Here is a 19,499-nt window from a genome sequence, read left to right on the forward strand (position 1 = left end):
AACCGGTGGGCTTCGACCATTCTCACTTCCCCATCAGGTTGAGCACAGCGACGCTCATCGACCGCACGCCAGTGCGAATGCTCGGCTCCGGCAGCGGGGCGTAGGCGTCGGTGTGCATCCCCGGCAGCGGTGCGCCCCCTGGTTGCTGTGCGGCTGCGTGCTTCTCGGCGCCGATGGTACCGAGGAAGAACATGAAAATCGGCGTGTTGCCTGTCGAGAGGCGACCGAAGTCTTCGGCCCCCATCATCGCCGGGCGCGGCTTCACGTTGGCGTCGCCGAGTGCGGCCCGGAATACCGCCCCCGTCCGCCGGGCGAGCGGCACGTCGTTGTACGTCGCCGGCGTGAACTCCTCCAGGTTCACGCGCACCTCCGGTTCGGGGGCGCGTGCTCCAACCGCCGCGGCGCGGGCGACTCGGTCGATGGCCTTCAGCACGTCGTCGCGGACCTGCGGCGTGGTCGTGCGCACCGTCAGCTGCAGGCGCACCTCGTTGGGGATGATGTTGTGCTTCGTGCCGCCGTGGATCGAGCCGACGGTGATCACCACGGGGTCGAACGGGTTCCGCTCCCGGCTTACGATCGTCTGCAGATCCAGGATGATCCGCGCGGCCAGCACCACGGGGTCGATCGTGTTGTGCGGGGCCGCGCCGTGCCCGCCGCGGCCCTTCACCACGATGTCCACGCTGTCCGAATTGGCGAGCGCCAGCCCCTCCGCGTAGCTGACGACGCCGGCCGGTTGGTGCGGGTCGGAGTGCAGGGCGAGGCACACGTCCGGTTTCGGGAAGCGGCGGTACAGGCCGTCGTCGAGCATCATGCGGGCGCCGGCGACGATCTCTTCCGCGGGCTGGGCGATCATTACGAGGGTGCCGCTCCAGCGGTCCTTCATGGCGGTCAGGACGCGGGCGGCGCCGACCCAGCAACTCATGTGGATGTCGTGGCCGCAGGCGTGCATTACGCCGACTTCGGTGCCGCTGCGGTCCTTCATCCGTACGCGACTGGCGTAGGGGAGGCCGGTCTGCTCGGTGATCGGCAAGGCGTCTATGTCGGTGCGGACCAGAACAACCGGGCCGGGGCCGTTCTTCAGCACGGCCACCACGCCATTGCCTCCGACCTTCTCCGTCACGTCGAAGCCGAGCTTCCGCACCTCGTCGGCCATCCGGGCCGAGGTCTTCACTTCCATCAGCGACAGCTCGGGGTTCGCGTGTAAATGCTGGTACAGTGCGACGAGCTCCTTCGTCTCCGCGTCCAGCCGGGCGTCGATCGCCTTGAGGCGCTCCTGGACCCACGCGGCCGGGCGGTCGGGGGCCGGTTCGGTGGGCTGTTTCTGGCCGTCGGGGCGCGGACCAGGCTGCGAACCGGACACCGCGAGCGCCGACAGTAGCAGGGGAATCAGGGCGAGCCGGGGTGTGAACATGTCCGACCTTTCAGTGTGTGAGGGCGGGGCGGGCGGGACGGGGGGGCGGGAGAGAAGTCCGTGGATTTCGGCAGTTTTCGGCAAATGGACCCGCTCGGCGGGCGTATAGTAAGGTAGTCGTTTCACCGCCTCTCGGCGTCGCCCCCGGCCGTGCATCGCCCTTTTGCCGGCCCGGTTTCGCAGCGAGATTTCGGTCCGCGACCAATAACACCCGTGCCGGCCGAGCGCCGGCACGCACCCGGAGTACGCACCCATGGCTTCAAAGGGTCTGACCGTCCAACAGCGGAAGTCGATCTTCAGTGCCCTCGTCGCGGCCCAGGACCAGCAGCCGGGGAACGTCCCCGAATCGAAGAAGAAGGTCGCAGCCGAGTTCCACATTAGCCGCGAGCAACTCGACCTCATCGAGAAGGAAGGCGTCGACAAGGACTGGCCGCCGCTGGACAGCTGATACGATCAGCGGCCGCGGAGCCACCCGACCACAAACAGGCCAAGCGCCGCCGCCAGGAACCACGCCGCCCGGTCCTTCGGCTGCGGCACCGAATCCTCGGACACCGTCCGGCTCGGGTTCGGCTCCACCGCCGCCCGGAAGAACTCCCCGAGCCTGGGAGTGTCCTTCCGGGCGGCGACGTATTTCCCTCCCGTCTCGGCCGCTATCTGCCTCAGAGGCTCCTCCTGCAGCCGCGTCCGCACCCAGTCGGGCGGTAGGTCTTCGCGCGGCTGAAACTCGAGCGGCTCGCCGTCGAGAAAGAGCGGCACCCCGGCCTCGCTCGGGTCGCCGATGCCGACTGTGTGAACGGGTATTCTCAGGGCGCGGGCCGCGTCGGAGCCACGGCGCCACTCGAGGTCGGTCGTGCCGGCGGGGTCGTCGCCGTCGGATACGAGGATGATGTCCTGCGCGCCGGGGAAGCGCGGGTCGTGCGTCGCCAGGGCCAGGAGTAGGGCGGCGCCAATGCGTGTGCCGGATGTCGCGTCCGGGGCGGGGCGGATGTCCGGCGGCAGGTGCCGGCCGTCGATCTCGTCCAGGACCGCGGCAGCGTGGTCGTAGTCGGTGGTGAGCGGCACCACCACCTTGGGTCGGGCCGCGAACACGATCACGGCGACGCGGTGCCCGCCGCGGCGGCGGACGGCGTCGAGCAGGTCGTGCAGCCCGTTCCGGCCCGCCTCCCAGCGAGTAATGCCGGTCGAAAGATCGGTCGCCAACATGCTGCGGCTCAGGTCGAGTACGAGCACCACGTCGCGGCCGACGGCGATGCCGGGCTCGTCGCTGCGCCCCCAGCGCGGCCCTGCCAGCCCGAGCACGAGAGCGACCCACGCCAGCGGGTACGCCAGCCCGACCCAGCGGCGGACGACGCGCGGCTTCGTCAGCAGGCCGGCCACGGCGGCGGGGCGGCCGACGGCGTCGGACTCCCGCCGGCGGCGACGCGCGGCGTGGGCGTTGAGTGCGGCGAACACCGGAAACACGAGCAACGCCAGGAGCAACTCGGGGTGCGCGAAGCGGATGCCGAGCAGGAACTCGCGGGCATCGGCGAGGAGGCCGGCGAGGCCGGTGGGTAGGGCGGTCATGGCAGCACCCGCCATCGCGTGCGGTCGAGGAGCTGAGCGACGGCCAGCAGCGCGGCCGCGAGGCCGGCAGCCCACGGCGTGTGGTCGAAGTAGCGGCGGTACTGGAAGGTCACGAACGCCGTCTTCTCCAGGGCACTGATCTCCCGGTACGCCGCGAGGAGGTCCGCCCCGCTCGACGCCGCGAACGACCGCCCGCCGGTCATCTCGGCGACCACCCTCAGAGCCTCCTTGCCGGCCGCTCGCTGCTCCGCGGCTTCCGGCGCGGCGTCCGGTGGTGGGGGCCCGCCGGCGTCGATGGTGTACACCTTCACCTGGAGGTTCGCGGCCAGCTGCGCTGCCTGCCGCGGAGTCAGCGGGTTGCGGTCGCCCTCCTTGCTCACGTTGTGCTCGCCGTCGCTGAGGAGGATCAGCACCTTCTTCCGGGTGCCGCCGCCACGGTCGAGCCGGATGACGCCCTCGGCCAAGGCGTCGCCCACGTTCGTGCCGGCGTCGAGGACGGACCGCGGCTCCTGCTCGGCGGCGACCTTGAGGAGCACGCTGTGGTTCAGTGTGAGCGGGCACACGGTTTGCGGAACGACAGCGAACGCGACGAGCCCGATGGCGTCCGACTCCCGCGGGTCGAACCGGGTGCCGTCCGGGGCGTCGCCGCCGGCCACGAACAGGCGGAAGGCCCGCTTGGCCGCTTCGAGCCGTGACAACGGTGGTTCGGCCGGCGACCACACGGCGTCCTTTTCCGTCATGCTGCCGCTGACGTCGAGGGCCAGCACGATGGCGATCCCCTCCGCCGGCAGACGGGTGCGTTCGTCCGTTGTCCGCGGCCCCGCGCAAGCCACGGCCAGCGACGCGAAGGCGAGACCGCGGAGGAGGGCACCGCCCCAGCGGGCGCGGGCGGGGCGGCTGCCCGGCAGAGCGGCGACGAGTCGGAGGTCCGAGTAGCGCACGGCGGTGCGGCGGCGCCGAGCCCACCACCACACGAGCGGCAGGGCCAGCGGTGCGAGCCAAAGGAATTCCGGCGCCGCAAACCCGGGCATCCTGCCATGATAGCGGGCGGAGTAGTCCCCACGAGAGCGTGCGCATGAAGCCGTCGGCCGGGCGTACCCGTCTACTGTTCAACCCCCGGGCCGGCACCGCCGCCCAACTCGCCGGGCTGCTCGACCGCCTCACCGAACTCGGCGTCGAGGTCCGCGAACTGGCGCAGGGGGAGGACCTGGCCGCACTCGTGCGCGCTGCCGCCGACGAGGGTTTCGACACCGTCGCGGTCGCCGGCGGCGACGGGTCCGTGCAGGCGGCCGCGAACGGGCTGGCGACCGCGAATCGCCGCGCGACACTGGCCGTGCTCCCGCTCGGCACCGGCAACGACTTCTGCCGCACGATGGCGATTCCGCTCGACCCGCTAGCCGCGGCTGAACTCTTGCTCACCGGCACGCCGCGGGACGTGGACGTGCTCCGCGTAGAGGGCGGGGACCGAGAATACCTCATCAACGCCGCGACGGGCGGCTTCAGCGGCCAGGTGGCGGCCGAAGTAACTTCGGAGCTCAAGGCCGCGTGGGGGCCGCTGGCGTACCTCCGTGGGGCTCTCGGCCCCGTCACCGACCCGCCGACGTACCGCCTCACCGTGAGGTTCGACGACGGCCCGCCGAAGTGGCACGACGTGCTAAACGTGGTCGTGGCCAACGCCCGGAGCGCGGCCGGCGGCTTCATCGTGGCACCGGGTGCGAACCCCGAGGACGGCCTGCTCGACGTAGTCTTTGTTCACGCCGCTGACACCCTCGACCTGTCCGTCGTCGCCGCCCGGCTCATGCACGGCGACTACACGCACGACGAGAACGTGACGCACCTCCGTGCGCGGTCGGTGGCGATCGAATCCGACCCGCCGATACCGATGAGTTTGGACGGCGAGAGGTGTGAGTGCGGGCGCGTACTCTTCACCGTAGTGCCGAAGGCGGTGCGCGTGCTCGCAGGCCCGGGCTACGAGCCGGAGCCGACGCGAGAATCGCCGGTGGAAGCGGACGGTACCGAGGAGTTGCCGGTGGCGGCGGACGGGCGCGTCGGCAATCGCCTGTTCGGCTTCCTCACGGCTGTGCTGTTGCTTACGAAGCGGACCCCGAGGTGGGCCGCCGCCGGGCTGGGCCTCGCGTCGCTGGCGGTCGTCGCGCTCGCCTGGCTGGCGCGGGGCGTCGGCAACAACGAACTGCGTGCCTGGGATGAGAGCGTCGCAAATTCCCTGCACGCGGGCGCGACTCCGGCGCTCGACCGGGTGGCCGTCGTAGCAACGTGGCCCGGCGACGCTTCCGGCACCGCTGTGCTCACGATCGGGTGCCTCGGCGGCTTCCTGTGGCGGAAACACTATCTGACCGCGGCCGCGTTCGGTGCCGTGCTCGGCGGTGTCGTCGTACTGGAACTCCTGTTGAAGCCGCTGTTCGGAATTGCCCGCCCTGACCTGTTCCCGCGGACCGTCGAGGCGGACGGCTTCAGCTTCCCGAGCGGGCACGCGCTCCGCGGCGTCGGGCTGTTCGGCTTCCTTGCGGCGTTGTGTGTCATCCGGGGCTGGGAGCAGAAGCGGTTCGGCTGGTGGCTCGTCGCGGTTGCTTGTTCAGGAGTCGCGGTTGGCGTGTGCTGGAGCCGCGTCTATCTCGGCGTCCACTGGCCGACCGACGTGATCGCCGGGGCTCTCGCCGCGGCGGCCTGGGCGGCGGCTTGCCTGATGGCGCGTCGGTACGCGACCGACCGAACGAAGCGGCCGCGTGCCGCCTAGCGTCCGTTGACGCCAAGCCGCACGCGGCCGCAGAACCGTTATGACCCGGCCTACCAGTTCGTACACCCGCCCCACAGCAGGGCGATGATGATGATCGGCAGCGGCAGCCCGAGCAGCCACGCGGCCAGGCCGTACTTGATCTTCCCGTCTCGCGTCTCGTCGTGCGGCGTCATATCGTTTCCTCCTGTGCGAGGGCTGCGGCTCGGCCCGCGATTCGGTCGCGGGTCGGATGCCGGTTAGAAATGCTAAGGGCGTGCCGAACCGGTCGCGCCGGCGACGTCCGCCGGGATTCGCGCGTGGCCGACCGATTCGAGGTACCCCCGACGGCAGTCCAGCCGTACCCTCAGTACCACCCCCCGCCCGCTACTTGGACGAGGTGCCGATGTCCTTCTGGGACGCCGCCGCCGCCCTGCCGACGGTCCCCCTCCTGTGCCTGTGCGTCGCCCTGCTCGTGGCCTTCGGGTTCGAGTTCATCAACGGCTTCCACGACACCGCCAACGCCGTCACCACCGTCATCTACACGCGGACGATGCGGCCGACGCCGGCCGTGCTGTACTCCGGCGTCATGAACTTCTTCGGCGCCGCCATGACCGTCGTGGTCGGCACGGCAGCGGTTGCGTTTAGTGTCGTCAATCTCTTGCCCGTGGACTTGCTCGCGGAGGCCAACTCGAACGCCGCGCTGGTGACCGTTCTGGCGCTGCTGCTGGCCGGCGTCGGCTGGAACCTCGGGACGTGGTACCTGGGCCTGCCGGTGAGCAGTTCGCACACGCTGATCGGCTCGATCCTCGGCGTCGGCATCGCCAACGGGTTGTGGAACGGGGCCGGCATCGGAGGCGTGAACTGGGGCAAGGCCGGCGAGGTCGGGCTCGGCTTGCTGCTGTCGCCGATGGTCGGGTTCTTCTGTGCCGGCGCCCTGTTGTTGGTGATGAAGCGCGTCTTCCGCGACCCGCGGCTGTACGCCCCGCCGGCCGACGGCGACGCCCCGCCGCGTTGGGTTCGCGGCGTGCTAATCCTCACCTGCGGCGGCGTCAGCTTCGCCCACGGCTCGAACGACGGGCAGAAGGGGATGGGCCTGCTGCTCCTCGTGCTTATCGGCTTCCTGCCGGCGCACTACGCCCTCGACACCAACAACCCCGGCGAGGCGAAGGACGTGGCCGCGGCCGTCGGGCCGATCCGCGCCGAGTTCGAGAAGCACAAGGCCGCGGTGCCGCCGGCGCTGGACCGCGACTTGACGTTTCTCAGCACGGTGCTGGACGGCAAGGACTCGTTCGAGCAGCTCAGCCGCGAAGCCGACGACCGCTGGGCGGTGCGACAGGCGATCTTCCGCTGCCGCCGCGCGGTGGCGGGCGCGGACCTGCCTCCGGAACTGCGGGCCGGCCTCGAGCCGCACCGCAAAACGCTGGCCGGGGCCATCGAGTTCGTGCCGATATGGGTGATCATCGGCACGGCTGTCGCACTGGGCGTCGGCACGTGCGTCGGCTACAAGCGGATCGTGGTGACGGTGGCGGAGCGGATCGGCAAGTCGCACCTGACCTACGCCCAGGGCGCGGCCGCCGAGGCTGTGGCGGCCGCGACGATCTCGGTGGCCGACGTACTGAAGCTGCCGGTGAGTACGACTCAGGTACTGAGCAGCGGCGTGGCCGGCACGATGGCCGCGAACCGCTCCGGCATCCAGGGCGCGACCGTGCGCCGCATCCTGATCGCGTGGGGCCTGACGCTGCCGGCCTGCATGACGCTATCGGGGCTCTTGCTGATTGTCGGCCGCGTCCTGATCGGCTGACGACGGTGGCCTCGGCGCCGTCACTTCAGCCACACGTCGGCGAAGTCCATGTACGTCTTCCAGTCCGGCGGCGTCATCGCGTGCTTGCCGGGGCGAATCCAGTAGCCGAGCCGCGACGCCACCAGCTGGTTGTGCCCCGGCATCGCTGCTGCCGTGATGCCGTCCACGCCGTACAGCTTGTACGCCGGGGTCGCCGCCCGCAGCACCTCGAACTGGCCCGACGGGTTCGCCCACAGGTCATCGGCCGCGTTCGTGAACAGCACCGGTCGCGGGGCGCACAGCGCCACCAACCCGTTCTGGTCGAACGGCAGCTTCGACGGGTCGGAACCGAACTGCTTGAAGTGGCCGTTGAACCAGTGCGGGAACGCCTTGTTGATCCGCTCCACCGGCTCGGCCTTCGGGTCGCTGTGCCGGCTCGGTCCGCTCCCGCCGCAGCCGGCTTGATTCGGAATCACGACAGCCAGTCGCGGGTCGAACGCCCCCGCCAGTAGCGCCGTCTTGCCGAGCCGCGAGTGACCCACCACCGCAAGGCGCCGCGCGTCGATACCGGTCGCGGTCACTAGGTAGTCCACCGCCCGGCTCACGCCCCACGCCCACCACATGATCGTCGCCGTGTCGGCGGGGCCGCCGGTGCCGGGGGCGACGGCGCGGACGCCCTCCTTCACGTCCGGCCGGTCGGGCTGGATGTCGCCGCAATAGAACGTCGCCACGGCGTACCCGCGAGCCACGATCTCACCGAGCGGCCACGTCTCGGCCTGCTTGCCGCGGCCGGCGGCGGTCGCCTTCTCGTTCACGACGCCGGGGTAGTTTTTCGGCACCCACGCCGACGGGATGCGGACGCGCTCGTCGGTGGTCAACAGGTGGTTGCCGCCGAAGTTGGGGCCGACGAAGCAGCCGACCGGGGCGCTCGTGTTCGGCCGGGCCACCAGCAGGTACACCTTCGGCCACTCCGGGCCGCCGACGGTCAACTCGACCTCGGTGAGCGTTCCCTTGCCGTCGAACGCCTTGTCGTCGCTGAACAGAACCTTCGCCGTCACCTTCGCCGGGTCGGCGGGGCGGCGACCGTACATGTAGTGCTCGAACAGCGCCTTCAGTTCCGGCCGCCGCTTCGCCTCCCAGTCGGCCTTCGAGCCGACGCGGGTGCCGTCGAGCATGACGGTCGGGTCGGGCAGGCCGGGGCGGGTGGGGAGCTGCGCCGGCGGGGGGAAGTCGGCACGGGTGCTGGGGAGAGTCACGACGAGGGCTCCGAGCGCGGCGAGGGGGAGGCGCATGGGGAGGCTCCAGGAGAAACGAAAAAGCCCGGGGACGGCCGTCCCCGGGCTTTATGGTAGCTACCGCGCCCGAATCAGAGAGGCTTGCCGTACTTCGTCTCCGGCACGTCGGCGCTCTCGGGCTTGAACCAGTTGTCCTCGAACTCGATCCGCGTCCGCTTCTCCATCGCCATGTTCGCCGTGAGCGCGACGATCGCGTCGGCCATCGCCACCTCGCCGTGGCACCGCGGCAGCTTGTCGGCGTGCTTCAGCCCGTGGCCGTCGCTCGCCGCCTCGTAGCTCACCTTGTCGGTGCCCCACTGACGGATGCAGTAGGCGAAGTGCTCCATTTCGGTGCGGTAGCCGCGGACGGCGGTGTCCCACTCGTTGGTGCCGGCCGGGCCGCGGGTGAGCGTCGCGGTGCCGCCGCCGCCCCACGTGCTGCTCGCGTCGAGCGTCGGCTTGCCGCCGCCGGCCGCGCCGACCGTCAGCCGCATGTCCTTGCCGCCGCCGGCGTCGCCCTTCTTCGTCTTGTCCTTCTCCCGCCACAGGTAGACGCTCGCCTCCTTCTCCAGGAACATCGTCCCCTTGGAGCCCATCACCCACTCGCCGTAGCTCTCGAACTCGTTGGTGTTCATCGACGAGTACGTCACCACCACGATGTCGTCGGGGTTGTTGCCGTGGTCGCGACCCTTCGGGTGGGTGCGGCCCGGAAACTCGTAGGTGACGAACACCGAGTCCATGCTCTCGCGGTCATTCTTGCCGGGGCCGTAGAACCACTTCCCGCCGACGCCCGTCACCGCTAACGGCCGGGCGTGGCCGAGGATGATGGACGAGGCGTCGAGCTGGTGGCTGCCGAGCTCGGCCATGAGGCCGCCGCCGGCCGACTCCGAGATGCGCCAGCGGATCAGCTCGGCCACGTCCTTGAAGCCGTACTTCTTGGGGTCGCCGAACGCCAGGGTGTCGAGCTTGCTCTTGGGGAGCGCCTCGGCGTCCTTTTTCAGCACCGGCTTGTACCAGCCGTCCACGTACTTCGGCAGGTCGAACCCGTCGGCGAACGCGGCCTTCTCGGCGGCGGTGTACTCGGCCGGCCACGAGTTGTTTCGGTGCCACAGGGCGCGGATGAACTTGATGTCGCCGAGCACGTCGCTGTTCAGCACCTCGAGCGCCTGTGCGTACAGCGTGCTGTAGTGCCGCTGGTGGCCGATCGACAGCACCCTCCCGTTGTCCTTCGCGGCCTTGATCATGGCCTTGCAGCGGCCGATGCTGCGGGCCATCAGCTTCTCGCACAGCACGTGCAGCCCGGCCTCCAGGCACTTCTTCGTGATCGGGTCGTGGGTGTTCAGCGGGGTGGCGATGATGACCGCCTCCAGCCCCAGCCGCGACTTCGCCGCCAGCAGGTCGTCCACGTTCTCGAACTTCTCGATCTTGGCGGCCGACGCCTCGCCGTAAACCTTGTTCAGCCCCTTCCGCGGGCCGCTGTCGCCCTTGAAGATGCGCTCCAGGTTCGACGGCCGGATGTCGCACACGGCGACGATCTCGTTGAACTCCGGGTTGTGCTCGCCGACGAGGACGCCGCCCTCGTCGCCGCAGCCGATAAGGGCCGTTTTCACGGCCTTCCCGCGAAGCGACTCGTAGCCGAAGTACACGGCCGCGGACACCGGGATGACGGCCCCGGCAGCCAGGCCCGTACGGAGCACGTCGCGGCGGGTCGGGGTGGCCGGCGTGGTCTGCGGCGAGCCGCCGACGACCATCGTGCCGTTCATCTTCCCGCCGCGGGCCAGGTCGCCGACGGCCTGCTCGAAGTTGGCCTTGCCCGTGGCCTTCTGCTCGGGCGTGAGATCGAGGGACATCGTGAACTCCGGGGAGTGAGTGTTTCACTGAACCGGCGGCGTCAGCCGTCGGGGTGGGGTTCGTCAGGCGACCGGCCGCTCGTCCGGCCGGGCGCGGCAGCACACGCGGCCGATCAGCGCGTCGAGCCCGAGCCAGCGGCCCGTGGGGAAGCTGGCGATCGTCAGCAGCGCGACCGCCTCGATGACATTCTTGTTGATGAAGAGCGGGTTCCCCTCGGTGTTCGGCGGGAGCGGGTACCACGGGAACGGCGGGTGCGCCAGGTACGTCATCACCAGAAACCCGGCCGCCAGGACGCACGACAGCCGCGTGAGTAGCCCGCCCATGAGACACGCCCCGACGCCGACCAGGAACCACATCGTCACGCCGTCCATCGTCTTGCCGAGGCTCTTGACCGGTTCGTCCTTCGAGTCGTCGCCGAGCGCCTTGCGCAGGTCGGCGACGTAGTCGTCGGCGTCCTTCGCCAGCGCCGCCTCCGCCGCGATGATGTCCGACCGGATCTCGGCGATCCGTTTCGACTCGATGCCGTTCCCTTGACCCAGGTCGGCGCCGAGCTTGGCTTCCTCTTCTCGCAACATGTTGCGAAGGCGGTCGATGTGTGCCAGCCGCTCGGGTGCGCTTTGCGGGGCGGCGCCAGTGATGAACTTGACCGTCACGTCCCGCCGGTCGGCGCCGTGAACCCACGCCGCGTAGGCGGCCTTCGCCCCGACGACACGCTTCGGCGCCTCGGCGTCAGCAGACGCGGCCAGCTTGTCGGCGGCCTCACGCGCCTTCGCCGCCTTCTTCGTCACCGCGTCCTTTTCGCCTTTGGCTTGCTTCTCCGCCATCTTGTACTGCTTGATCTCGGCCTCGGCGTCGGCCAGCCCCTTCTTCTCGGCGGCGTCCGCGGCCTTTTTGTCGGCCGCGGCCTCGGCCTTGATCGCCGCCACGACCTTCTCCAGCGGCACGTCGCCGAGCTTCTTCGCCACCGACGCCGGGCACGCCTCCGCCTGCTGCTCCACCGGCAGGGCGTCGAACGCCGCCGGAGTGATTTCCTTCGTCGGCCGAACCCGGTCGGCGAAGACGGCGCCGGGGTCGCTGAACGTCTGACGCATCTTCTCGCCGAGCGGCCCGGGGGCGACCTTGAAGTACGGCTCACTACTGAACACGCGAACCGTCTCGCTCGGCCCGTGGTTCACGGAGTGGAGCTTGTGCAGCCCCTCGAACAGGAAGTGCCAGCCGATCGACAGCCTGAGCGCCAGGAGGAACAGGACGCGCGGCGACCACTGGTTTTGGGCGGTGGCGACGATCAGCGCCAGGGCGGTGCCGGCGAGGCCGGCGTACATCAGGGCGGGGAGGTATTCGGTCGGCATCGGGTTCGGCTCGGCTACGCGGGGTCGGGCGGGGCGTACTCGTCCGGGGCGAGGTTGAACACCTGGGGCGTGTCCGCGTCGTCTTCCAGGACGACGAGCCCGAGCTGCGGGCGGGTGCGGCTGAGGCGGTCGGCGAGGGCGGGGCCGGCGACGAACGCCGCGGTGGACATCGCGTCGGCCTCGGCTGCGGTCGGGGCGGTGGCGCTGGCCGCGGCGGTGCCCTCAGCCGGGCGACCCGTGCGGGGGTCGAGCACGTGCCCGTATTTCCGCCCATTGTACTCGAAAAACTGGAACGTGGCCGCCGACGTTCCCAGCCCGCGGTCGTTCAGGTAGACCACACCCAGCGACCGGTCTACGCTCGGGTGGCGAAGGCGAACCGGCCAGCCGCGCGGGTCGTCCGGTGGGGTGCCGAGCGCCAATACGCTGCTGCCGCCGCCGTGGAGCAGGGCGGAGTGGATGCCCCAGTCGCGCCGCAGCACCTCAGCCGCGCGGTCGAGGGCGTAGCCTTTGCCTACGGCGCCCATGTTGAGCTCCAGCCCCACGGCGCGGAACCGCACGGCGTTCTCGCTCAGCACGACGTGCCGCATGCCGGTGCGGCTCATGGCGTCGGCCTGTTCGCGCGCCGTGGGGACGCGCCCCTCGCGGCGGTAGAAGCCCCACGCCTTGATCAGCGCGCCGGCAGCGATGTCGAAGGCGCCGTCCGACTCGCGCGTCCACCCCGCGCAGCGGGACAGTAACTCGAACAGTCGCGGTTCCACGTCCGCGATGCCGCTCGTGTTCAGGCGGCTGATCTCGCTGTGGTCGCGGTAGACGGTGAGCTGATCCTCCAACTCGTCGATCACGTCGAGCGCCGCCTCGGCGGCGGGGACGGCGTAGCGGGTGCCGAACGGGAGGGCGACCTCGAACGTGGTGGCCATCGCCCGGCGGGACGCGCGGAGGAGCGCGAAGCCGCTCGGCGGGGCGGGGTCGTCGGGGAACAGCAGATCGAGCATCGACCCGGCCGCGAGGGGAGGGCGGTCACCGCAAGTGTACAGAGCCAGGCCTATCACTCCGCGCGCACGCGCCGCTGCGCGCGGTACTCGCCCGGGCTCATGCCGAGTTCGCGGCGGAACACCTCGTACAGCCGCTGGATGTTTCCGAAGCCAACGGCGCGGGCGATGGCGTCGAGCGTGCGGCCGCTCCGGGCCAGTTCCCGCTTCGCCCGCTCGATGCGGACTCGGCGGATTTCGGTGGCGATCGGCCGCTGGATCGTCGCCCGGAAGTAGTTCTGCAGTGTCCGCGGTTCCGCGCCCACCGCCCGCGCCACGTCGGCCGGCCCGATGGGGCGGTGGCTGTTCGAAGAGATGTATGCCAGCGCCGCCGCGACCACCGGGTGGCCGACGGCAAAAAAGTCCGTGGACTCGCGCACCACCAGCCCTACCGGGGCGACGCGGACCGGCTCGGCCGGCGGGGCACCGCCGGTCATCAGGTGGTCGAGCAAGCCCGCAGCGGCGTAGCCGATACGGTCGTAGCCGACTTCCACACTCGTGAGCGACGGCCGCGGCTGCTCGCACAGCGTCTCCTCGTTCTTCCCGGCGACGATCGCCACGTCCTGCGGGATCCGCCACCCGCGGCGGTGCCCGGCCTGCACCACCAGGCGCCCGCACACCTCCTGCCCGACGTACACCCCGACCGGCGGCACCCACCCGGCCATCGCCCGGTCGATGCTCTGTACCGTTCGCCGCCAGTGTCTCAGGTCGCGGTGCGAGTCCTGCGGGACGAACGCCGACGCGCACTCGAACCCGGCGGCCCGCACGAGCGTGACGAACTCGGCGACTTCGAACTCGTTGTCCGCGTTCTGCCGCGAGGTGAGCGTCGCGAACGAGCGGAAGCCGCGCGCGAGGAGGTGTTCGGCGACGAGCCGGCCAGTCTCCATCGAGTCGGGGAATACCCCCGGGAGCAGGTGCCGCGCTGGCGAACTGGGCCACACGTTCACCACCGGCACACCCCGCGCGGCGGCCCGGCGGGCGAGCGGGTGGTTGGCCCGGGCGACGATGCCGTCGTACGGGGCCGGAGTGCCCCGGCCGCGGCGGAGCGTGTCGTGCGCGAACTCGTCGATGATCGACACCCAGCTGCGCTCCTCGGCGTACCTTTGGATGCCGGCGAAGACCTCGGCGTGCCGCTTGTAGGGCCACTGGAGGTCGAGCATGAGGGCGACGCGGCGCGCCGAGCGGGTCATGAGCAGGCTTCCCGGATTCGTGTGCTTTTTTCCCCGGAACGTGAGCGGCGGTGGTCATAATGTCCGACGGTAGCTCCGGCGTGGCCAGTGCCTCACCCCCCGACCGAGGAGTAGACGTGAACCTGCGGCATTCCCACGTACGCCTCGCTCTCTGCCTCCTGGCGGCCACGTGGTCCCCACCCGCGCCGGCGGCCGACAAGCCGCTCAAGGTGTACCTCCTGGCTGGGCAGTCGAACATGCAGGGCCACGCCCGCGTCACAACACTCGACTCGATGGCGGACGACCCGAAGACCGCCGCATTGCTGAGGGACATGCGCGGCCCGGACGGCAAGCCGAAGGTGTGCGAGCGGGTGTGGATTTCGTCCGTCGGCTGCCTCGGCGACGCCTACTCCGACGTGCGCGAGAAGCACGGCAAGCTCACCGCCGGCTACGGCCCCGGCACCGACAAGTTCGGCCCCGAGTTCACGTTCGGCCTCACGATGGAGAAGCTGCACGACGGGCCGATCCTCCTCATCAAAACCGCGTGGGGCGGCCGCAACCTGCACACCGAGTTCCGCTCGCCGGGCGCCGGCCCCGAACAGATCAACGCCTTCACCCTCGACCAGTGGAAGAAGCGCGGCCTCGACCCCGAAAAGGAGTCGGCCAAGATTCGGCAGATCGGCGGCGTGTTCTACAAGCACATGATCGACCACACCCGGATGGTGCTGAAGGACATCAAGCGGGTGGTGCCCGACTACGACGCGAAGCAGGGCTACGAGCTGGCCGGGTTCGTGTGGTTCCAGGGATTCAACGACCTGGTCGACGGCTGGGCATACCCCGACCAGAACAAGCCCGGCGGGTACGACCAGTACGCCGACCTGCTCGGCCACCTGATCCGCGACGTGCGGAAAGACCTGGCCGCCCCGAAGCTGCCGGTAGTGATCGGCGTCATGGGCATCGGCGGCGAGAAGGAGGGGGCGAAAGGTTCACAGAAGCACTTCCGTGAGGCCCAGGTGAAGCCGACGACCCTCGACGAGTTCAAGGGAAACGTGTTCGCCGTGCCCACTTCGCCGTTCTGGGCCGACGACCTGGAGGCGCTGGCCCAGCGTTGGGAGCGGGTGAACAGCAAGCTGGAACAGGAGTTCAAGAAGGGGCCGGCGTTGACCGGGCCGCAGAAGGAGGAGGCCCGGAAGAAGGCGGCCTCGGAAAACTTCACGCCGGCAGAGTGGGCCAGGTACAAGGGCGGCGTGTCGAACGGCGGCTACCACTACCTCGGCGCGGCGCGGGTCATGGCGCCGATCGGCAAGGCGTTCGCCGAAGCCCTGGTGCCACCGAAGCCCGTGAAGGTGTTCCTCCTCGCCGGGCAGTCGAACATGGAGGGGCACGGGTTCGTGCCGGCCGACCCGAAGCGGAACGGCGGCAGGGGGAGCCTCGAATTCCTGGTAAAGGACGCGGCCTCGGCCGACCGCTACAAGCACCTCGTGGGCCCGGACGGCAAGTGGACCGTCCGCGACGACGTGTGGGTCCACTACCTCGACCGCAGGGGAAAGTTGACCGCCGGCTTCGGCGTGAAAGAGGACCGCATCGGGCCGGAACTCGGGTTCGGCCACGTCGTCGGCGACGCCTACGCCGAGCCGGTGCTGCTCGTGAAACTGTGCTGGGGCGGCAAGAGCCTCGGACAGGACTTCCGCCCACCGAGTTCGGGCGGGCAGGTCGGGCCGTACTACACCGAGATCGTGAAGCGGAGCAAGGAGGTGCTCGGGAACCTCGGGAAGGAGTTCCCCGAGTTGGCGGGTCGCGGGTACGAGCTGGCCGGGTTCGGCTGGCACCAGGGGTGGAACGACCGCGTCAACCAGGCCTTCAACGACGAGTACGAGAAGAACATGGCGAACTTCGTCCGCGACATCCGCAAGGATTTGGGGGTGAAGCACCTCCCGTTCGTGATCGCCGAGACGGGGATGAGCGGCCCGGAGGAGAAGCACCCGCGGGCGCTGTCGCTGATGAAGGCCCAGGCGGCCGCGGCCGAGCACCCGGAGTTCCGGGGAAACGTGGCGTTCGTGGGCACCAAGGCGTTCTGGCGCGACGCGGCCGTGTCGCCGACCGGGCAGGCGTACCACTGGAACACCAACGCCGAGACGTACTACCTGATCGGCGACGCGATGGGCCGGGCGATGACGCGGCTGTGCGCGCCGCCGGCCGCCAAGTGACCGCGCGACAGCCTGCAATGCCCGACGTGCGGGCCGGCTACCCCGCAGACCGCGCAACGAGGCTCCCCATGCGGTTCCACCTGCTCCTACTCGCGCTCGTCGCCGCAGGCACAGGCGCGCGTGTCGCCCGCGCGGCCGACGTGCCCCGGTACAACGTGCTGCTGATAACGGCGGACGACCTACGGCCCGCGATGGGCTGCTACGGCGACACGCGGGCGAAGACGCCCAACCTCGACCGCCTCGCCGAGCGCGGGGTTTGCTTCGACCGCGCGTACGTGCAGTACCCGGTGTGCAACCCGAGTCGCACCTCCCTGCTCACGGGCACGCGGCCGGAGACTAACGGCGTCACCGGCAACGACACCTTCTTCCGCGACAAGCTTCCGGACGTCGTGACGCTCCCGCAGTTGTTCCGCAGTCACGGGGCGGTGGCCATATCCTTCGGGAAGATCTTCCACGCGGCTCTTGCCGAGGGGGAGGCCGTGAACCGGTTCCTCGACGCGGGTAAGTCGTGGGACGAGGCGCGGCTGTTCCGCCCCACCAAGGAGGGCAACACCGGGCCGCGCCGGAACCTCACCGGCGGCATCCTCAAGTGGTGCGAGGTGGCCGCGCTTGAGGGCACCGACGACGACCAGTCCGACGGCCAGACCGCGAAACACACGATCGCCGCGATGGAGCGGCACACCGGCAAGCGGTGGTTCATCGGTGCGGGGTTCCTCCGCCCGCACGACCCGTTCGTGGTGGGGAAGAAGTACGTCGCCCAGTACCCCGCCGGCGCGCTCGAGGTGCACCGCGACCCCGCCGACGCCAGCCCGCTCTCGAAGCACGCGCTCGGCGGCGGTGCGGCCGCGGAGGCGTTCAAGAGGTTCGACGACCGCGACCGGATGGCGTTCCTCACCCACTACTACGCCGGCGTCACCCAGACCGACGCGCAGGTCGGTCGGTTGATGGCCGCGCTGGACCGCCTCAAACTCTGGGACACGACGGTGGTCGTTTTCGTCGGGGACCACGGGTACCATCTCGGCGAGCGCGGCTGGTGGAACAAGAACACGCTGTTCGAGCGATCGTGCCGCGCGCCGTTCCTGATCGTCGCGCCGGGGGTGAGGCCGGCCGTGTGCCGCGGCCTCGTGGAGTTCCTCGACATTTACCCGACGGTCGCCGAACTGTGCGGCCTCCCGGTACCGGACGCGGTGAAGGGGAAGAGCCTCCGACCGCTCCTCGCCGACCCGACCAGAACCGTTCGCGACTCCGCGCTGACGCACGTCACCCGCGGCCCCAACGTGACCGGCTTCAGCCTGCGCACCGACCGCTGGCGCTACACCGAGTGGAGCGACGGCGGTGCCGAACTGTACGACCACCAAAACGACCCGGGCGAATGGCACGACCTGGCGCGCATGCCGGCCAACGCCGCCGTGCTCGCCGACCTCAAGAAGGTGCTCGCCGACCGCCGCTAGGCGCGCGACCCGGGACCGACCGATTACCCTCAAGTGCGACCTCACATGCCAACTGTTACCGCGCGACTCTGTTTCCCACTCGGCTTGTGCGCCCTGTGCCTTCTGCCCACGGTCGCGGCGGCGGCCGACCCGGCGCCGCCGCGGGCGGCGGAGATGGCCGGCTACCTCCTCGTCCCGCACGAGAAGGTCGCCCAGAGCTACGACGCCGGCTTCTCGATGTACGTCGCCGCCTGGCCGCTGCTGAAGAACTACCCGGGGAACCGCTTCCAGAGCGGCCTGTTCGGCACCTGGATGTTCGCCCGTAACGACGGCATCCCGCGCAAGGGCCACTACTCGGACATCGAAGGCGGCCTCGGTTGGTGGCGCGACACCCGCTTTGCCACCGAGACGCCGAAGTTCATCATGGGCGGCGTCGCGCTGAACTTCAGCGAGTGGGCGAACGGCCCCGGCGCCGGCAAAGGCCGCGACTGGGCCAAGCCCGCCGGCCACTACGCCATCGCGCAACTCACCCCGTGGGTGATCTGGCCGCCGGACGGGCTGAACCTGAAGCAGGGCACGAACGGCGAGTTGTTCGGCTACGGCTACCTGCCGCTGCCGCTCACCGCGGCGAAGAAGACCACCGCCGGCAAGGACGTGCCGACCGGCGACCAGAGCTGGACGCTGTTCCTCAACAGCGGCAACTTCAAGGGGCCGGTCGCGTTCTTCGTGCCCTACTTCTGGTCGAAGCCGACCGTCGAGAAGACCGACTTCGCCGGCACGTTCCTCGACGCCCGGCCGTCCGAGCCGAACAAGGCGATCCAGATGGAGACGCAGCACATCCCCGCGTTCGTGGCGAAGGACGCGAAGGGCGAAACCTACGCCCGAGTCGCCCCGACGCAATTTCCGGTGAAGCCGGACGGCGACTCGGTACTGATCCACCGCGTCACCGCGTACAACCGGGCCGCGCTGTGGGACGGCGTGAAAGCGTGGTTCGACGGCGGGCCGGCGGCGACGGGCGCGATCGACCCGAAGGCGGCCGGCGTTCACACCTTCAAGGGCGGCGGCGGGGCGACGTGGCAGATTTACACCTCGGAAACGCCTAAGGACAAGAAGGCGCCGGTGGCGTGGAACTCGTTCGCCACGCCGACCGCAATTAACGCCGACACCTTCGGCTACAAATGGGCGAAGGACGCGGTGACGACGGACGCCGCGCTTGTGACCCTCCCCGAATACTACCGGCTGACGAAAGACGCCAAGGACAAGGAGCGCTGGACGGTGGTGAGCGCGAAGGACGTGCCCGCGGAAACGGGGCTGGCGAAGGTAGAGTTCCCGCGGAAACGCGACGCAGCCGCCAAGCCGTACATCACGCCCGATGAGTCGGCGAGCAGCTGGAAGCGGCCGGGGCCGGTGGCCGGCCCGTTCCAGGCGAAGCTCGGCGACGGCAGCGTGGCGACGTATTACTGGTACCGCTTCGCCGACCAACCCGCGCTGCTCAACGCCGACCTGACCGCCGCCGAGCGCGAGACGGTTCAGAAGCGGGTCGAGCTCTTGCACCGCACCTGGACGAAGGAGCGCGAGTACCTGCCGCCGCCGACCACCGGTAAACTTGCCGACCTGGACCCGGCCGTCCTCGTGACGCCGCCGAAGGGGCTGGAGGTCGGCTACGTGCCGATCGTCACCCGTCAGGGACTTCCCGAGTAGCG

At 70.0% G+C, this 19,499-nt stretch carries 15 protein-coding genes; 6 read left to right on the top strand and 9 right to left on the bottom strand.

Going from position 1 to position 19,499, the window contains the following annotated elements; translation table 11 throughout:
* Positions 1-22: 22 nt before the first annotated feature.
* Positions 23-1,411: an amidohydrolase gene (locus ETAA1_RS14235; protein ID WP_145239374.1), complete on the bottom strand. Its 1,389-nt coding sequence runs from the start codon at positions 1,409-1,411 to the stop codon at positions 23-25.
* Positions 1,412-1,664: 253 nt separating this feature from the next.
* Between ETAA1_RS14235 and ETAA1_RS14240 the strand changes: the two genes are divergently transcribed.
* Positions 1,665-1,859 (top strand): hypothetical protein, encoded by a 195-nt coding sequence (locus tag ETAA1_RS14240; RefSeq protein WP_145239377.1) that lies wholly within the window; start codon positions 1,665-1,667, stop codon positions 1,857-1,859.
* Positions 1,860-1,864: 5 nt separating this feature from the next.
* On the opposite strand, the gene ETAA1_RS14245 is transcribed toward ETAA1_RS14240, so the two are convergent.
* A complete protein-coding gene (locus ETAA1_RS14245; RefSeq protein WP_202920882.1) occupies positions 1,865-2,974 on the bottom strand; it encodes a VWA domain-containing protein in 1,110 nt (369 codons plus the stop codon).
* A complete protein-coding gene (locus ETAA1_RS14250) occupies positions 2,971-4,005 on the bottom strand; it encodes a vWA domain-containing protein (RefSeq protein ID WP_145239383.1) in 1,035 nt (344 codons plus the stop codon). Before ETAA1_RS14250 ends, ETAA1_RS14245 begins: the two co-directional genes overlap by 4 nt.
* Positions 4,006-4,049: 44 nt before the next feature.
* Between ETAA1_RS14250 and ETAA1_RS14255 the strand changes: the two genes are divergently transcribed.
* Positions 4,050-5,729 (top strand): YegS/Rv2252/BmrU family lipid kinase, encoded by a 1,680-nt coding sequence (locus tag ETAA1_RS14255; protein ID WP_145239387.1) that lies wholly within the window; start codon positions 4,050-4,052, stop codon positions 5,727-5,729.
* 50 nt (positions 5,730-5,779) lie between these two features.
* On the opposite strand, the gene ETAA1_RS33445 is transcribed toward ETAA1_RS14255, so the two are convergent.
* A complete protein-coding gene (locus tag ETAA1_RS33445) occupies positions 5,780-5,902 on the bottom strand; it encodes a hypothetical protein (RefSeq protein WP_261342017.1) in 123 nt (40 codons plus the stop codon).
* Positions 5,903-6,111: 209 nt separating this feature from the next.
* Here ETAA1_RS33445 and ETAA1_RS14260 point away from each other — a divergent pair, with 209 nt between their 5' ends.
* Positions 6,112-7,509: an inorganic phosphate transporter gene (locus ETAA1_RS14260; RefSeq protein WP_145239390.1), complete on the top strand. Its 1,398-nt coding sequence runs from the start codon at positions 6,112-6,114 to the stop codon at positions 7,507-7,509.
* Between the two features lie 20 nt (positions 7,510-7,529).
* Here the strand turns inward: ETAA1_RS14260 and ETAA1_RS14265 are convergent, their stop codons facing one another.
* From ETAA1_RS14265 to ETAA1_RS14285, 5 genes are all read right to left on the bottom strand, one after another.
* On the bottom strand, positions 7,530-8,780 hold the full coding sequence (locus ETAA1_RS14265; RefSeq protein ID WP_145239393.1) for an alpha/beta hydrolase family protein: 1,251 nt from the start codon (positions 8,778-8,780) through the stop codon (positions 7,530-7,532).
* Positions 8,781-8,854: 74 nt separating this feature from the next.
* On the bottom strand, positions 8,855-10,612 hold the full coding sequence (locus ETAA1_RS14270) for a Gfo/Idh/MocA family protein (protein ID WP_145239398.1): 1,758 nt from the start codon (positions 10,610-10,612) through the stop codon (positions 8,855-8,857).
* Positions 10,613-10,675: 63 nt separating this feature from the next.
* Positions 10,676-11,962, bottom strand: a complete 1,287-nt coding sequence (locus ETAA1_RS14275; protein ID WP_145239401.1) for a DoxX family protein — start codon at positions 11,960-11,962, stop codon at positions 10,676-10,678.
* A 14-nt stretch (positions 11,963-11,976) separates the two neighbouring features.
* Positions 11,977-12,954 carry an FAD:protein FMN transferase gene (locus tag ETAA1_RS14280; RefSeq protein ID WP_145239403.1) on the bottom strand — a complete coding sequence of 326 codons (978 nt, stop codon included), beginning with the start codon at positions 12,952-12,954 and terminating at the stop codon, positions 11,977-11,979.
* 53 nt (positions 12,955-13,007) lie between these two features.
* Complete coding sequence (locus ETAA1_RS14285; protein WP_145239406.1) at positions 13,008-14,180, bottom strand: substrate-binding domain-containing protein; 1,173 nt, start codon at positions 14,178-14,180, stop codon at positions 13,008-13,010.
* 116 nt (positions 14,181-14,296) lie between these two features.
* Here ETAA1_RS14285 and ETAA1_RS14290 point away from each other — a divergent pair, with 116 nt between their 5' ends.
* The 3 genes from ETAA1_RS14290 (at position 14,297) to ETAA1_RS14300 (ending at position 19,497) form a co-directional block, all read left to right on the top strand.
* Positions 14,297-16,366 carry a sialate O-acetylesterase gene (locus ETAA1_RS14290; protein ID WP_202920883.1) on the top strand — a complete coding sequence of 690 codons (2,070 nt, stop codon included), beginning with the start codon at positions 14,297-14,299 and terminating at the stop codon, positions 16,364-16,366.
* Between the two features lie 68 nt (positions 16,367-16,434).
* Positions 16,435-17,817 carry a sulfatase gene (locus ETAA1_RS14295; RefSeq protein WP_202920884.1) on the top strand — a complete coding sequence of 461 codons (1,383 nt, stop codon included), beginning with the start codon at positions 16,435-16,437 and terminating at the stop codon, positions 17,815-17,817.
* 45 nt (positions 17,818-17,862) lie between these two features.
* Complete coding sequence (locus ETAA1_RS14300; RefSeq protein ID WP_202920885.1) at positions 17,863-19,497, top strand: hypothetical protein; 1,635 nt, start codon at positions 17,863-17,865, stop codon at positions 19,495-19,497.
* The last annotated feature ends 2 nt before the right edge of the window (positions 19,498-19,499 follow it).

It is taken from the genome of Urbifossiella limnaea (assembly GCF_007747215.1).
Lineage (GTDB): Bacteria > Planctomycetota > Planctomycetia > Gemmatales > Gemmataceae > Urbifossiella > Urbifossiella limnaea.

Coding starts and splice junctions, on each gene's coding strand:
- ETAA1_RS14235 (WP_145239374.1), bottom strand. CDS start 1,411: ATGTTCACACCCCGGCTCGCCCTGATTCCCCTGCTACTGTCGGCGCTC.
- ETAA1_RS14240 (WP_145239377.1), top strand. CDS start 1,665: ATGGCTTCAAAGGGTCTGACCGTCCAACAGCGGAAGTCGATCTTCAGT.
- ETAA1_RS14245 (WP_202920882.1), bottom strand. CDS start 2,974: ATGACCGCCCTACCCACCGGCCTCGCCGGCCTCCTCGCCGATGCCCGC.
- ETAA1_RS14250 (WP_145239383.1), bottom strand. CDS start 4,005: ATGCCCGGGTTTGCGGCGCCGGAATTCCTTTGGCTCGCACCGCTGGCC.
- ETAA1_RS14255 (WP_145239387.1), top strand. CDS start 4,050: ATGAAGCCGTCGGCCGGGCGTACCCGTCTACTGTTCAACCCCCGGGCC.
- ETAA1_RS33445 (WP_261342017.1), bottom strand. CDS start 5,902: ATGACGCCGCACGACGAGACGCGAGACGGGAAGATCAAGTACGGCCTG.
- ETAA1_RS14260 (WP_145239390.1), top strand. CDS start 6,112: ATGTCCTTCTGGGACGCCGCCGCCGCCCTGCCGACGGTCCCCCTCCTG.
- ETAA1_RS14265 (WP_145239393.1), bottom strand. CDS start 8,780: ATGCGCCTCCCCCTCGCCGCGCTCGGAGCCCTCGTCGTGACTCTCCCC.
- ETAA1_RS14270 (WP_145239398.1), bottom strand. CDS start 10,612: ATGTCCCTCGATCTCACGCCCGAGCAGAAGGCCACGGGCAAGGCCAAC.
- ETAA1_RS14275 (WP_145239401.1), bottom strand. CDS start 11,962: ATGCCGACCGAATACCTCCCCGCCCTGATGTACGCCGGCCTCGCCGGC.
- ETAA1_RS14280 (WP_145239403.1), bottom strand. CDS start 12,954: ATGCTCGATCTGCTGTTCCCCGACGACCCCGCCCCGCCGAGCGGCTTC.
- ETAA1_RS14285 (WP_145239406.1), bottom strand. CDS start 14,180: ATGACCCGCTCGGCGCGCCGCGTCGCCCTCATGCTCGACCTCCAGTGG.
- ETAA1_RS14295 (WP_202920884.1), top strand. CDS start 16,435: ATGCGGTTCCACCTGCTCCTACTCGCGCTCGTCGCCGCAGGCACAGGC.
- ETAA1_RS14300 (WP_202920885.1), top strand. CDS start 17,863: ATGCCAACTGTTACCGCGCGACTCTGTTTCCCACTCGGCTTGTGCGCC.